Raw genomic sequence first — 13,503 nt, forward strand, 5'->3', positions numbered from 1 at the left:
TCCCCCCACCCCGAAATCCCCGCTTCATCTGCTCGTTGGAGAGAGTTCGATGGTTACCCCGAGCTGGGCGGACGCCCCCGCTCAGACGGCAGCCCGCCGCCGCGGCGCCGTGCTCGAACGCGCGATCCTCGACGCCGCGCTGGACCAACTCAGCACCGTCGGCTGGAACGGCCTGACGATGGAAGGCGTCGCAGCCGGTGCCCAGACCGGCAAGGCCGCCGTCTATCGGCGCTGGCCGTCCAAGGAGGACCTCGTCGCCGACGCCCTGCGTGCCGGACTGCCGCGCTTCGACGCGGTACCGGACGAGGGGAGCGTGCGTGAGGACCTCTTGACGCTCTGCCGCAGAGCCCGCGATGCGATGTTCTCCCGCCCGGGTTTCGCGCTTCGCTCGGTGATTCACGAATGCGACACGACGCAGGCGGAGCGCTTCCATGCCGTGATCTTCGACGGGGTCGTGGAGCCCACCATCAAGATGCTGCGGGAAGTCATCGAGCGTGGGATCAGGCGAGGCGAGGTGCGTTCCGACGCCGCGAACGGATACGTCTTCGACGCCATCCCGGCGATGATGATGTACCGCTCCAAGATGTGCGGCTGTGAATGGCGGGACCAGGAAATCGAGGAGATGATCGACCAGTTGATGGTTCCGCTGCTGCGGTCGAGCGGCGCCTGACCGGGGTCGGCGACGGCCGTGACAGCGCTGAGGCCGACCGGGGTGTCGCGGGCGGTTCCGGGCGGCGTAACCTAGGGTCGCCATGCCGTACGAACCGCCTACTCACACCGTCGAGCGCTCCCTTCGAGCCACGACCGGAGCGAAGATCGTTGCAGGTGTCGACGAGGTGGGGCGCGGCGCGTGGGCCGGTCCCGTCACCGTCTGCGCGGCGATCACCGGACTGCGCCGGCCGCCCGAGGGTCTCACCGACTCGAAGCTGCTCACCATCAAGCGACGCACCGAACTCGCCGAGGAACTGCGGAAGTGGGTGACGTCGTACGCCCTGGGGCACGCCTCTCCGGAGGAGATAGACAGCCTGGGGATGACGGCCGCGCTGCGGCTCGCCGCGGGACGTGCCCTGGACGCTCTGCCGGTCCGCCCCGACGCGGTCATCCTCGACGGGAAACACGACTATCTCGGTGCGCCCTGGCGGGTCCGTACGGTGATCAAGGGCGACCAGTCGTGCGTGGCTGTCGCGGCGGCCTCGGTGATCGCCAAGGTCCAGCGCGACAAAATGATGGCCGAACTGGGTATCGACCATGCAGACTTCGGTTTTGCGGACAACGCCGGGTATCCCTCACCCGTGCACAAGGCCGCACTGGCGGAGCGGGGCCCCACCCCCTACCACCGGTTGTCGTGGGCGTATCTTGATGCGCTGCCCCAGTGGCGGCACCTCAAGAAGGTCCGCACCTGGACGGACGGAAGTGTTCCGGAAATCGAGGGTCAGCTGGGCTTCGATTTCTGACGCTTTCGTTCGCACACATGCGCCACCCGCCGACGCGGGCCGTACCAACGTTTGATAAATATCAACCCATGCCTCTCATTCCCGAGGAGCCTCAGATTCACGAGAGTGCCCAGGGTCCCCGCGCCACTCCGGCCAGCGGCCGTACCGCGCCGACCCCTCGCCCCGTACCCGGCCCCCGTCCCGCGGCTCCGTCGCGTCCCGGCCGTCCCGGTCCTGTGCGACCCGCGCCGCCGGTGCAGCGCACCCCGCGTGACGCGGCCGCCAAGCCCGGTCCGTCGGGTCCCGCAGCCGGTGCCGCCGCTCCGGCCACCCCGCAGATCCAGCTGATCCCGGCTTCTGCCGAAGGCGCGCTCGACGCTGCCGAGGAGGCCGTGGACCTGCTCCTGGACTCCGGTCGCGCCCCCGGCGACGTCCTGGTGATCACGACCGGCGAACAGCACCCGTGGGCCGCCCACGAGCTGTCGTTCGGCGAGACCTCCTACTGGGCCCAGCACGACGCCGGTGACGACGTCTTCTACACGGACGCCACCGTCGCCGACCGTGCCGCGTCCCGCCCGGTGGTCGTGGTCGCCGTCAACGGCGGTGCCGAGCCCGCAGCCGCGAGCGCCCTGTCCCTCGCCCGCTCCCGGGCCACCGCCCTGCTGATCGTCTGTGGTGATCCGCAGCGGATCAACTCGGTGCTGGGCACGAGCGTCTGAGTCGGTGCCGTGGCGCCCGGTCGGGCGCCAGGGGCTGACCTCAGTCGCCGCTCCGGCGGCTCCGCACGGCGGGTGGTCCGGCATGCCCGGAAGGCTGGGCGCCGTGGCTGCGCAGGTACGCCCGGTGGTCTCAGCTGTTCGGGATGCTCGTTCCGACTGCCGGTCACGGCAACCGTGGTGTGCCGTACGACGGGGTACGGCCCCTCAGCCCGGGACCCCACTCTGTGCGGAACGGTCTGCCCAGGGGCGGCCTGTCCCAGGGAACGTCTGTCCCCGGGACGGTCTGTCGGGAGTCCTCAGCGTGCCGCCGCAGCGCGGCGCAGCACCTCGGAGGCGGCGCCACCGGTGCGCGGCAGCGGCGGCGGTGCCTCCGACGTGTCGAACGGCTCCGGTGCCGACGCAGAGTGCGGGCGGCGTCCGCCCCGGCCCTCGCCGAGCACCTGCCAGCCGTCGCGGGTCAGCGTGATGTACGCCCCGCAGCGCAGCCCGTGCAGGGTGCAGGCGTCGCGCAGCCCCCACATCCACGCGCCGTCCTCCTCGGTCCAACGCGCGTCGCCCTCACGGCAGTAGAGCAGCACGGCGGTGCGCACCGGTGTACGGCGTCGCAGATCGTGCGGGATGATCCGGCGCAGCTGCGCCAGCAGCACGTTGCGGAACATCCAGCCGTCGGCCGGGGCCGTCCGGCGGACGAACGAGGCGCTCGCCCGCAGCCGCTCGTCCGGATCGAGCACGGCGATGACGGCGGTCGCAGGCTGCGGGTGGTGCCGGGCGTGCAGCCCGCTGACGACTTCACGGGGGTTGCGAAGCAGTGGGATCCCGGCGGCGGCCCATTCCGCGGGTTCGAGCAAGCGGTTGGCGGAAGCGGCGGACGTCGACGCCGCTGCCGAGGCCGGAGCGAATCCGAAGGTCACGGTCCTCCCTTCGGCTACGCGCCCACACTGCGGGCGGGGTCGGAATCGGGGAGCGCGCACCGCAGGGAAGCCCTACCGGATCGGCGGTCGTACCGTGCGGGAGCGGACCTCAATTCTTCCTGTCGAACTTGAATGCGGCAACGAGCAATTGGCGCAGTCGACCGTTATCAGATGATGCGCGGCTAATATCCTCACCCTGTGCGTCGCCGGGCCACCCATGGGGCGTTCGAGCACGACACGTTCGTACGTCACGGGCGTGCTCGGCGTCCAGAGGTGTGCGCGACCGGGCAGGTGGCGGTGCCCGGTCGCAGGCCGTGTCCGGCCAGGGTGTCCCCCGCCTCTCGACGTGCTGTCATCCCTGGACGGCCAGCACCAGCGGCAACACCCCCTGCGCACCGCAGCGTCGGAGCATGCGGGCCGCGACCGCGAGGGTCCAGCCGGTCTCCGTGTAGTCGTCCACGAGGAGGATCGGGCCCTGGGCCTCGGCGAGGGCGGACGCGAGGGCGGGCGGCACGGTCAGTGCCCCGTCGAGCGCCTTCAGCCGCTGTGCGCTGTTGCTCCGGGGGCCCGGGTACACGTCGCCCGTGTACTCGACAGCGCCCAGCAGGCGCAGCCGGCCGACCTCCGCGATGCGCGCCCCCAGGGAGTCGATCAACTGAGGGCGTGTGCGCGAGGCGACGGTGACGACGCCCACCGGGCGGGGCTGCGGGTCCGGCACGCCCGGGGCCCAGCCGCCGGGTCCCTTGGCCCAGTCGGCCAGCACACCCACCACGGCCTTCGCCACGTCGTCCGGCACGGGCCCGTCGGGAGCCTGGGCCGCGAGCATGGGCCGCAGCCGGTTGCCCCAGCCGATGTCCGACAGACGCCCCAACGCACGTCCCGGCGCGGCCTGTTCGCCGGCCGGGATCCGTCCCTTGAGGTCCACTCCGATCGCCGGCAGCCCGGTCGGCCACATCCGGCGGGGCTCCACCTCGACACCCGCACGCCCCAGGTCCACGCGCGCGGCGTCGAGCGCCTCCGCGGACATGTCCGCGGTGAAGCGGGGGCCCGCGCAGTTGTCGCAGCGACCGCAGGGCTTGGCGGCCTCGTCGTCCAGCTGGCGCTGCAAGAACTCCATCCGGCAGTCCGTCGTCGACGCGTACTCGCGCATCGCCTGCTGCTCGGCCTTGCGCTGCCGCGCCACCCACGCGTACCGCTCGGAGTCGTACGTCCAGGGCTGCCCGGTCGCGATCCAGCCTCCCTTGACCCGCTTGACCGCCCCGTCCACGTCGAGGACCTTGAGCATGGACTCCAGGCGGGAGCGGCGCAGCTCCACCAGGGGCTCCAGGGCGGGCAGTGAGAGGGGCTTCTCCGCGTGCGCGAGGATGTCGAGCGTGCGGCGCACCAGCTCTTCCGAAGGGAAGGCGAGCGACGCGAAGTACTCCCAGATCGCCTCGTCCTCCTTCCCGGGGAGCAGGAGCACCTCGGCATGCTCCACGCCGCGTCCCGCACGGCCCACCTGCTGGTAGTAGGCGATGGGGGAGGAGGGCGAACCGAGGTGCACCACGAAGCCCAGATCGGGCTTGTCGAAGCCCATGCCGAGCGCCGAAGTGGCGACCAGCGCCTTCACCTTGTTGGCGAGCAGATCCTCCTCGGCCTGCTGACGGTCGGCGTTCTCCGTCTTGCCCGTGTACGAGGTGACCGTGTGCCCGCGCTGCCGGAGGAAGGCGGTGACCTCCTCGGCCGCGGCCACGGTGAGTGTGTAGATGATCCCGGAACCCGGCAGCTCGTCGAGGTGTTCGGCGAGCCAGGCCATCCGGTGCGCGGCGTCCGACAGCCGGAGCACGCTCAGGCTCAGGCTGTCCCGGTCCAGCGGGCCCCGCAGCACGAGGGCGTCCGAGCTGCCGCCCGTTCCGAGCTGTTCCGCGACATCGGCCGTCACCCGCGCGTTGGCGGTGGCGGTGGTCGCGAGCACCGGCACACCGGGCGGGAGGTCGGCGAGCATCGTGCGCAGCCGGCGGTAGTCCGGCCGGAAGTCGTGGCCCCAGTCGGAGATGCAGTGCGCCTCGTCCACCACCAGCAGCCCGGTGGCGGCCGCGAGCCGGGGCAGCACCTGGTCCCGGAAGTCCGGGTTGTTCAGCCGCTCGGGACTCACCAGCAGGACGTCGACCTCACCCGCGGCGATCTCGTCCTGAACGGCATCCCACTCCTCGGTGTTGGAGGAGTTGATGGTCCGGGCGTGGATACCGGCCCGGGCCGCCGCCTCGACCTGGTTCCGCATGAGCGCGAGCAGCGGGGACACGATCACGGTCGGACCGCTGCCCTGCGCCCGCAGCAGCGAGGTCGCCACGAAGTAGACCGCGGACTTGCCCCAGCCCGTGCGCTGGACGACCAGGGCGCGGCGTCTGTCGGCGACCAGTGCCTCGATCGCCCGCCACTGGTCCTCCCGCAGCCGGGCCGTCCCCGAGACGTCCCCGACGAGACGGGCGAGGACCGCGTCGGCCGCCGCCCGGAGATCCGCGTTGCTCGTGTGCTCCATGCGTTCCATACAACAGGACGGCACTGACAGCGCGAGCGGTGGACGAGGTAATCCGGCACCTCGCCGTTCCGGTGACGTGTCCCTGATCGGAGTTATCCACAGGGCCAAGCGGAGCTTCGGATTCCGCGAGATCGTCTCCGCATGACGAACCACAGCGAAGCGACTGGATCCTCTGAAAACGGTGACATCACCGGACCCGACGCGCAGGGCAAGCACAAGGACGGCGGACCGCGGCAGGGGGCGAGCGAGGGGGCCGGGCCGCATGTCCCCAGTCCCGCATACGACGGGCATGGCGGCGAGCACCAGGTCACCCTGCGCACCCCGGCCGAACTGGCCGACGCCCTGCCGTATCTGCTCGGGTACCGCCCGGAGGACAGCATCGTCCTGGTAGCCCTGCACGACAGGGACGGACGCGGCCGGTTCGGAGGCCGGGCCCGCCTCGGCATCCCCGCCAACGCGGACGACTGGCCGTCGGCGGCCCGGCAGCTGGCCCACGGACTGGTGACAGGCAGCGAGCGCCGAGGGGCCCGCCCCGATTCGATGGTCGCCTTCCTCTGCCAGGAACCGGAGAAGGGCGAGTCCGGCCGACAGGTCATGGAGCGGCTGAGGCCGCTGGCGCACAGCCTGCGCGTGGAGTGCGGTTCCCTGGACGTGACGGTGGTCGAGGCGCTGTGCATCTCCGACGGCCGTTACTGGTCGTTCTGCTGTGACAACGCGGTGTGCTGCCCGCCCGAGGGCGCCCCCATGGGCCTGCCCGGCACATCGGTGCTGGCGGCCGCTGCCACCTACGCGGGCATCCAGGTGCGCGGCACGCTGCGGGAGCTGCGGGCCCGGCTGCTCCCCTGGGAGAACGCCGCCGCTCTCGAGCAGGAGAGCGCCCTGGACAGCGCGAGCCTGGCACTGGTCCCGAGGATCCTGGACGACGCCGGCCGCGCCGACGTGGCCGACGAGACACTACGACTGGCCGGGCACATCCTGGACCGCTTCGCCGGGGCACAGCCCGTCTCCGGCATGCTCCTGGCGGATCTCCGCGACGACGAACTTCTCGCGCACGACGAGGCGGCCCGGCTGATCCTCGGACTCCAGGACCGCGCGACCCGCGACCGCGCGGCCGAGTGGATGGAGGGCGACGAGGCCGGACTCGCCCTGCGCCTGTGGCGGTCGCTGGCCCGCCGCTGCGTCGGACCCTACGGCGAGCACGCCGCGGCGCCGCTCACTCTTGCCGGATGGGTCGCATGGTCCACGGGCGACGAACTGGAGGCCCGGGAAGCCCTCGCCATGGCCCTGGGCGCGGACCCCGACTATCTCTTCGCCCGTCTTCTGCACCAGGCCTGCAACGAAGGCCTCGACCCGGAGTCGATCCGCAGCTGCCTGCGCGCGGAGCGCGACGGTCGTGGGCGCTCGGGAGCCGCCGACTCTGCGACCCGGCCCGACGGCATGGATGCCCGGGCCGAAAACGGCATGGATGCTCGGTCCGATGGCTTGCATGCTCGCTCCGAAAAGGGCATGGGTGCTCGGGCCGACGGCATGGCTTCCGGGGCAGACGGCTCCCGGGCTCGGGCCGAGGAGTGTCGCGAGCGGGCGGACGACTTGCCCGGACAGCCGGTCGGCTCCGACCCGCGGGACGATGCCTCCCCGGCTCGGTCCGCCGCCGACGAGGTCGCCACGGGCGAGGCAGCCACGTCCGAGTGCGAGCCGGAGCCCGCAGCCGCGTCCACGGCGATGCCCTCACGTCGTCGACGCCGTATCCGTTCCACCGGTGCTGCCGGTGCTGCCGGCATCGCCTCGGGTGATGTCCGCAGGGGAGACCGCGTCCCCAGCGCCCGGGCGCCCCGTCGGCGTACTCCGGCAGGTCCTGCGCGTCCTGGCGGTGCCGCAGGCGCCGGCACACGCACCGGGCCAGCGACCGCGGGCACGGGGCGGTCCGGCAGCGGACGCACGAGCGGCACGCGTGCGCGCACGCCAGGCAAGACGGCCATGCCGCGTGCGGACATCGGCCAGGAAAGCGCGCGGCCCGGCCAGGGCGCGGAGGGGGAGGAGTGAGTGTCCTCCTTGCGGCCGCGACGCGCGCGGGGCGGGGGCACGGGCGTGACTCGAAGGAGGTTCACGCCGTTCACCTGAGTGGCGGAACGCCTGGACGGGCCGTGACGCCGTACCGCCCCTGCCCCGCCGGAACCCTCCGGCACCGGCGCCGAACTCGATCGAGGCGCACCGAGCGCAGAGGAAGCCTCTCCATGCATCAGCCGACTCCGCCCTCCGCCGCCGATGACCGCCACACCCCGGGCGGGCAGCCGCCACCTCGTGGGTCGGGCCCCGGCCTGCCCGGTGCAGGCACTCCACGGTCGGAGGCTGAGAACGCCCCTTCGTGGCCGGCGGCACGTGTCGACGGATTCGGGCCCAGGTTCCCCGGAGGCGCCGCACCGGCCTCGCTGCCCACCAGTCCCGACGCATGCCCGCCCTCGACACCGGGCCGCGGCCGTTCGTCGCCCCACGGAGCGGGCCAGAACCGTCGCCCCGATTCCGCGTCGGGGTACGGCTCGCCCTCACCGCCCTTGGCTCTGAGCCGGGGCCCGTCGTCCTCCACGGGGCAGTCCGCCGCGCCTCCCCTGGGCGCCACGATCCCCGGGCTGCGCTGGTCCGCCGACCTGCCGCCGGCCCACACCATGATGATCTGTGTCGCGCTTCCCGGTCTGGCCATCTCGACGGAGGAAGGGCAGATGACCGGCCGGGGTCTGGAGGGGTTCTACCGCGCCGGCCGGCGAGTGCTCTCCCGGTGCGAGGTCCGCGTGGCCGGGCGGGAACCGCTCGCCGTGCAGGCCCGCATGGCCGCGGCCGACCGTGCCAGGTTCGTGGGCACACTCCGCACGTCGCCGCAGGCAGGCCCGGATCCGGACGTGATCGTGGAACGCAACCGTCTCGCGGACGGCACGGAGCGGATCACCCTGCACAGCGCGGCTCCCCGTCCCCTGCGTCTGCCGGTCGAGGTGTCCCTGGGCACGGACCTGGCCGACCTGGGGGCGATCGCCTCGGGCCGCGCCGGACCCGAACTTGCCGCCAGCGTCCACGACTCCGGCCTGCGCTGGTCCTGCGCCACCGGCAACGCGTCCGTCACGGCCGCACCGCCTCCCTCGGACGCCCTGGCCTCAGCCGGACTGCTGCGGTGGGAGCTCGATCTGCCGCCTGGCGGCAGCACAAGCGTGGAGCTGCGGGTGCGGCCCGACGGCGCCGGTCCCCTCCGAGCCGTGGGCCGCGTGGCGACCAGCCCCCTGGCCGCCGCGCGAGCGGAAGGCGACGACCCGAGAGTCCCCGCACTCCTGAGGGCGAGCATCGAGGACCTCCAGGCCCTCCTGCTGCGTGATTCCGCGAACCCCGCCGACATGCACCTCGCGGCCGGGGCACCCTGGCGCTGCGGTCTGGCCCCCGCCGACGCGCTCGTGGCCGCCCGGATGGCCCTGCCGCTCGGTACGGGCCTGGCAGCGGGGACGCTGCGGATCCTCGCCCGTACTCAACTCACCGGCCCGGGACCACAGTCCGGGATGATCCCCGGCCCGAGACGGGACGCGGGCCCGCACCTTCCGCCGCAGTGCACCGGTACGGAGGCCACGCTGCTCTTCCCCGTGCTGCTCGCCGAGGCCCGCCGCTGGGGTCTCGGCGAGCAGGAGACGGAGGAACTGCTGCCCGCCGCCGAGCGTTGTCTGACCTGGCTGCGAGCCACCGTGGGCGATGACGCGTACCTGCGCGACCCGCATCCGGGCGGGCCCGTCCGCTGCGAGACACAGGCCCACGCCCACCGTGCCGCGCTCCTCGGCGCCGACCTGCTCGACGCCTGCGGCCGCACGGACGGACCGGCACTCCGGCAGTGGGCGCAGGCCCTACGGACCGCCTTCCGCGGGGACTTCTGGGTCGACGACCGCGGGGGCGGCCGACCCGCGGCAGCCCGTGCTCCGGACGGCAGGCCGGTGCCTCACCTGGGCGCGGCCGCCGTCCACCTCCTCGACACCGGGCTGCTGGGCGAGGGCGCCTTGGCACCAGGTCTGCTCGACAAGGTGCACACCGAGAACCTCGCCCGGCTGCTCGGCAGCCCAGTCATGGACTCGGGCTGGGGCCTGCGCGGACTGGGCGCCAAGGAACCGGGATTCAATCCGTTCGGTCACCGCGCCGGGGCCGTACGCGTCCAGGAGACCGCACTCGCCGTCGCGGGACTGGCCGCCGTCGGATACGAGAAGGAGGCGACCTCGCTGCTGCGCGGCGTGCTCGCGGCCGCCGAGACCTTCGCCCACCGGCTGCCCGACATGTACGCGGGGGAACAGCGCACGGACGGGAGCGCCCCCCTTCCGCACCCGGCGGCCTGCCGCCCCGCGGCCCACACCGGCGGCCGCCGGAGTGCTGCTGCTGACCACGCTCGTCGGCATCCGCCCCGACGCCCCGGCCGGCACGGTCACCCTGCGCCCGATGCGCAGCGCGCCCCTGGGCGAGATCGGCTTCACGGGCCTGCGGATCGCGGGCGCCCCGTTCTCCGTGCGGGTCAGCCGGCTCGGCCTCGCCATGGTCGAGGAAGCGGCCGACGGACTTCAACTGGGGGTGTGACCTGGTACGACGTTCAATCGTCCGACCACCGGGGCTCACAGGGAAGTCCATTTCCGACCGAAGTGGATCAGTTGCCGATGCGACCGGCGAAGGGAGTGTTTATCGTCAGGCAGACGACTATGATCGCCGCATGCCCTACGACCCGTCAGCGTTTCCCCCCTTCGCCGTCACCGTGGACCTGGTCGTGCTGACCGTTCGCCGCCATGCCCTGTGTGCGCTGGCGGTACGCAGGGGGGAACCGCCGTTCCAGGGGCGTTGGGCGCTCCCCGGCGGCTTCGTGAGGGCCGACGAGGACCTGGCGCAGGCCGCGGCGCGCGAGCTGGCCGAGGAGACCGGACTGCGTGTCCACGACCCGTCCGTCCCCGCCCAGGACAACGGGGCACACCTGGAACAGCTCGCCACCTACGGCGACCCCAAGCGGGACCCCAGGATGCGGGTGGTCAGTGTCGCCCACCTCGCGCTCGCTCCCGACCTGCCCGCGCCCAGGGCCGGCGGCGACGCCAGCAACGCGCGCTGGGCCCCGGTGGAGGAACTGCTGCGGCAGGGCGGTTACGGGCGTGACGCCGAACCGGTCGCGCCGCTCGCTTTCGATCATGCACAGATCCTGTCGGACGGAGTGGAGCGCGCCCGCTCCAAGATCGAGTACTCGTCGCTGGCCACGGCCTTCTGCCCGCCCGAGTTCACCGTCGGCGAGCTGCGCCGTGTCTATGAGGCGGTGTGGGGCGTGGCGCTCGACCCGCGCAACTTCCACCGCAAGGTCACCGGTACACCGGGCTTCCTCGTCCCCACGGGTGGGACGACCACCCGCCAGGGCGGCCGCCCGGCTCAGCTCTTCCGTGCCGGGGGCGCGACCCTGCTCAACCCCCCGATGCTGCGCCCCGAGGTCTGACGCGTTCCGGAACGCGACGCGCCCGCCGCCCGGACAAGAGTGATTGTCGTGCCCGAGGCAGGCCTCGTGCTGCCCGAAAAACCGGACATAGCGCGCTATCTTGCTGCGGGTGATCCAGGCCTTCGGATTGACCAGCAACCCCCGCAAAGGGCTTCCGCTCGCAGCCGACGACGTCTCCTTCGAGGCGCGAGCGGGCCGTGTCACCGCCTTGCTCGGAGCGCCGGGCGCCGGCAAGACGACAGTCCTCAGACTCATGCTGGAACTCCAACAGGGTCGTGGCATCACCTACTTCCGGGGCCGTCCCCTGCACCGCATCGCCCATCCCTCGCGCGAGGTCGGTGTGCTGCTGGGCGACGTGCCGGGTCACCCGGCCCGCACGGTCCGCGGCCATCTGCGCATGCTGTGCGCCGCGGCGGGAGTCCCGGCCCGGCGTGCCGACGAAGTCCTCGAGGCGGTCGGGCTCGTGAGCCTGCGCGACGAACGCCTCGGAACCCTCTCGCGCGGCATGGACCGCCGCCTGGGCCTGGCCTGTGTCCTCCTGGCCGACCCGCACACGCTCGTCCTCGACGACCCGGCCGACGGTCTGTCCGTCCGCGAGAGCCACTGGCTGCACGGCATGCTGCGCGCCCACGCCGCCCAGGGCGGCACGGTCCTGTTCACCACGGACGACCCCAAGGAGGCAGCCCGCACCGCCGACTGTGTCGTCACTCTGGAGCAGGGCAGGCTCGTGGCCGACCAGGACGTCGCGGAGTTCTCGCGCACCCGCCTGCGTCCCCGGGTCGCCGTACGCAGCCCGCATGCGGCACGTCTGGCGGTTCTGGTGGCCAAGCAGGCCCGCACCGCGCGGCGCTCCGTCGAAGTCGTACGAGAAGGCGGCAACCGCCTCTCCGTGTACGGCGGTACCTGCGCCGAGATCGGCGAGACGGCGTTCCGCCACGGCATCGTCGTCCACCAACTGGCCGATGAGATCGGCGACATGGGGCCTGGGGCGGGAGCAACACAGGCAGGTGAACCGCAGATCAGCCGTGACCCGGCACCGGGCACGGCAGGGCAGACGGCGGGCGACTCACACAGGGCCGCCGACACAGTGCGTACGTCGGACGACATGCTCGGGCACGTCGGCTTCGAGCCGGAGTGCGCGGGTTCCGGGCCAGGGCACGTCACAGACGCGCACCGGACGACCGTTGCGCCCCAGACCGCCAACGGCGAGCCGCGTCCCTCCCTCGGCGCGCCCCAGCCGGCCCCGGCCACCGCCGAGGCCCTGGCCGCCGGCGCCGAGCCGCGACCCCCGGCTGAGCCACGACCTGCCGTCGACGCACCGGAGCCGGTCGCCGACGAGCCGTTGTCCCCCGACGGGCCCGCGCAGCCCGCCGCCACGCCGCACGAACGCCCGGTCGTCCCGTCGGCCGGCCACCTGTCCAGCGCCGAGTCCCGTCCTGAGGAGACGACGGCACCTCTTGCGTCCCACCGCGCCGGCGCACGGACGGTGCGCACGCTCGACGCCCTGCCCCCTCTGCCGCCTCCCATCTCCGTCCGCCCTGCCCCCAGTCCCCTCCGCCCTCTCCGCTACGAGATCCGCCGTGCCGCCGGGATCGGCACCGGGTTCCTCACCGGGGCCGCCGTGCTCGCCGTTTCCGCCGTGACCGCCGTCGTGCTCGCCCGAATCGGGCACACCCCGCAGCCGCGCCTGCTGGCCGCGTGGCCACAGGAGCTGCCCCTGCCGCCCGCGGCGCTCGGCGCGGGACTGCTCGGCGCGCTGGCCTTCGGCGACGAGTTCCGCCACCCCGCCCTGGCCGCGGACCGCGGCACCGTGCCCCGCAGGCTGGGGCTGCTGGCCGCCAAACTGCTCGTCGCCACGGCCACCGCGCTGGTGCTGGCCGCCCTCACCGTCGGCTGCGACGCCGAAGTGCTCTATCTCGTCTACGGACGGGAGCTCGCCCAGGTTCCCGCCGACTGGCTTTCGATGAGTGCGGGTTGGATCGGGCTCGTGGTCGGCTGCGCCTGGGCGGGCGTACTGGCCGCCGGCGTCTTCCGGTCCACCACGGCCGGGCTCGCCGCCGTGGCGGCCGTGCCGGTCCTCGTCGTACCCGCGGTCCACAAGGTTCTGGAAGGACCGTCCGTGCGGACCGCGGCAGGACTGCCCATGCGGCTGCGCGAGGCTCTCCTGCCGCGATGGCCCTTCGGAGGAGAGCGCTACCTGGAAGCCGCTCTCAGCGTGATCTCCCAACCTGTCGGCGGCGCACTGACGTTGTCGCTGACCGCACTGCTCTGCGCGTACCTGCTCACCGCACTGCGGAGCCGGTTCCGGTGACGACTGTCCGTAACCCTTAGTCCGGCCATGCGCACAACTCCCCGCACAACGCCCATTTCTTTCCGATAAGGCGTCAATTGCGACGGGGTGAGCGATCACCCTTTCGTGTGCTTTTCACCAAAGACCTCAAGGGAG

8 protein-coding genes and 1 pseudogene are annotated in these 13,503 nt (G+C 72.8%); 7 read left to right on the forward strand and 2 right to left on the reverse strand.

Annotation, left to right across the window (positions count from 1 at the left end):
• The first annotated feature begins 49 nt into the window (after positions 1 to 49).
• The 3 genes from QF034_RS30095 (at position 50) to QF034_RS30105 (ending at position 2,152) form a co-directional block, all read left to right on the forward strand.
• Positions 50 to 670, forward strand: coding sequence for a TetR/AcrR family transcriptional regulator (locus tag QF034_RS30095; RefSeq protein ID WP_307177840.1), 621 nt, complete (start codon positions 50 to 52; stop codon positions 668 to 670).
• Between the two features lie 82 nt (positions 671 to 752).
• The gene (gene rnhB / locus QF034_RS30100) at positions 753 to 1,454 is read left to right on the forward strand and encodes a ribonuclease HII (protein WP_307177841.1); all 702 of its coding nucleotides are present in this window, start codon (positions 753 to 755) and stop codon (positions 1,452 to 1,454) included.
• 68 nt (positions 1,455 to 1,522) lie between these two features.
• On the forward strand, positions 1,523 to 2,152 hold the full coding sequence (locus QF034_RS30105) for a hypothetical protein (RefSeq protein ID WP_307177842.1): 630 nt from the start codon (positions 1,523 to 1,525) through the stop codon (positions 2,150 to 2,152).
• Between the two features lie 296 nt (positions 2,153 to 2,448).
• On the opposite strand, the gene QF034_RS30110 is transcribed toward QF034_RS30105, so the two are convergent.
• The gene (locus QF034_RS30110) at positions 2,449 to 3,063 is read right to left on the reverse strand and encodes a hypothetical protein (protein ID WP_086564991.1); all 615 of its coding nucleotides are present in this window, start codon (positions 3,061 to 3,063) and stop codon (positions 2,449 to 2,451) included.
• Between the two features lie 352 nt (positions 3,064 to 3,415).
• A complete protein-coding gene (locus QF034_RS30115; protein WP_307177843.1) occupies positions 3,416 to 5,581 on the reverse strand; it encodes a RecQ family ATP-dependent DNA helicase in 2,166 nt (721 codons plus the stop codon).
• A gap of 141 nt (positions 5,582 to 5,722) precedes the next feature.
• Here QF034_RS30115 and QF034_RS30120 point away from each other — a divergent pair, with 141 nt between their 5' ends.
• The 4 genes and pseudogenes from QF034_RS30120 (at position 5,723) to QF034_RS30135 (ending at position 13,368) form a co-directional block, all read left to right on the forward strand.
• The gene (locus tag QF034_RS30120; RefSeq protein ID WP_307177844.1) at positions 5,723 to 7,624 is read left to right on the forward strand and encodes a DUF4192 domain-containing protein; all 1,902 of its coding nucleotides are present in this window, start codon (positions 5,723 to 5,725) and stop codon (positions 7,622 to 7,624) included.
• Between the two features lie 620 nt (positions 7,625 to 8,244).
• Positions 8,245 to 10,168, forward strand: a pseudogene (locus QF034_RS30125) (glycogen debranching N-terminal domain-containing protein).
• Between the two features lie 130 nt (positions 10,169 to 10,298).
• Positions 10,299 to 11,057, forward strand: coding sequence for an NUDIX hydrolase (locus tag QF034_RS30130; protein WP_010034909.1), 759 nt, complete (start codon positions 10,299 to 10,301; stop codon positions 11,055 to 11,057).
• Positions 11,058 to 11,166: 109 nt separating this feature from the next.
• The gene (locus tag QF034_RS30135) at positions 11,167 to 13,368 is read left to right on the forward strand and encodes an ABC transporter ATP-binding protein (RefSeq protein WP_307177845.1); all 2,202 of its coding nucleotides are present in this window, start codon (positions 11,167 to 11,169) and stop codon (positions 13,366 to 13,368) included.
• The last annotated feature ends 135 nt before the right edge of the window (positions 13,369 to 13,503 follow it).

Source organism: Streptomyces africanus (assembly GCF_030816955.1).
Lineage (GTDB): Bacteria > Actinomycetota > Actinomycetes > Streptomycetales > Streptomycetaceae > Streptomyces > Streptomyces africanus.

What these genes read in the sequence shown, in the direction of transcription:
- QF034_RS30095 (WP_307177840.1), top strand. Translation starts at nt 50, where the DNA reads ATGGTTACCCCGAGCTGGGCGGACGCCCCCGCTCAGACGGCAGCCCGC.
- rnhB (WP_307177841.1), top strand. Translation starts at nt 753, where the DNA reads ATGCCGTACGAACCGCCTACTCACACCGTCGAGCGCTCCCTTCGAGCC.
- QF034_RS30105 (WP_307177842.1), top strand. Translation starts at nt 1,523, where the DNA reads ATGCCTCTCATTCCCGAGGAGCCTCAGATTCACGAGAGTGCCCAGGGT.
- QF034_RS30115 (WP_307177843.1), bottom strand. Translation starts at nt 5,581, where the DNA reads ATGGAGCACACGAGCAACGCGGATCTCCGGGCGGCGGCCGACGCGGTC.
- QF034_RS30120 (WP_307177844.1), top strand. Translation starts at nt 5,723, where the DNA reads ATGACGAACCACAGCGAAGCGACTGGATCCTCTGAAAACGGTGACATC.
- QF034_RS30130 (WP_010034909.1), top strand. Translation starts at nt 10,299, where the DNA reads ATGCCCTACGACCCGTCAGCGTTTCCCCCCTTCGCCGTCACCGTGGAC.